The 706-nt window shown below is 46.2% G+C and carries 1 pseudogene; it reads right to left on the bottom strand.

Annotated elements, in window-relative coordinates:
• A pseudogene (locus tag ACYVFA_RS28240) lies at positions 1-706 on the bottom strand (hypothetical protein); the annotation flags it as partial.

Raw genomic sequence — 706 nt, 5'->3', positions numbered from 1 at the left:
AGCAGGGGCTGTGATAGTTGGCGCAGAGGGTTGTGTTACGATTTCCAAACCTGTAACTGCGGTACTTGCAGGGGAGGTACAACTACCCACGGTACAAGTGGCTGTAATACTATAAGTGCCCGCCGATGAGAGTATCAAACTGCTACCTGATGCACCTGTTGACCAGTTCACTGTTCCTGCACAACCATTGGCTGTTAAAGTCAAAGTACTTGGTAAACACACTACTTTTGTAGCAGGGGCTGTGATAGTTGGCGCAGAGGGTTGTGTTACGATTTCCAAACCTGTAACTGCAGTACTTGCTGGAGAGGTACAATTACCCACGGTACAAGTGGCTGTAATACTATAAGTGCCCACCGATGAGAGTGTGATACTTGTCCCGCTTCCACCAGTCGACCAGTTCACTGTTCCTGCACAACCATTGGCTGTTAAAGTCAAAGTACTTGGTAAACACACTACTTTTGTAGCAGGGGCTGTGATAGTTGGCGCAGAGGGTTGTGTTACGATTTCCAAACCTGTAACTGCAGTACTTGCTGGAGAGGTACAAATACCCACTATACAAGTGGCTGTAATACTATAAGTGCCTACACTTGATAAAACTAAACTTGTTCCTGATGAACCTGTTGACCAGTTCACTATTCCTGCACAACCACTGGCTGTTAAAGTCAAAGTACTTGGTGAACACACTACTTTTGTAGCAGGGGCTGTA

The organism is Emticicia fontis (genome assembly GCF_054779675.1).
Note: the sequence above shows the minus strand (reverse complement) of the source record. Positions and strands in the feature narration are given on the sequence as shown.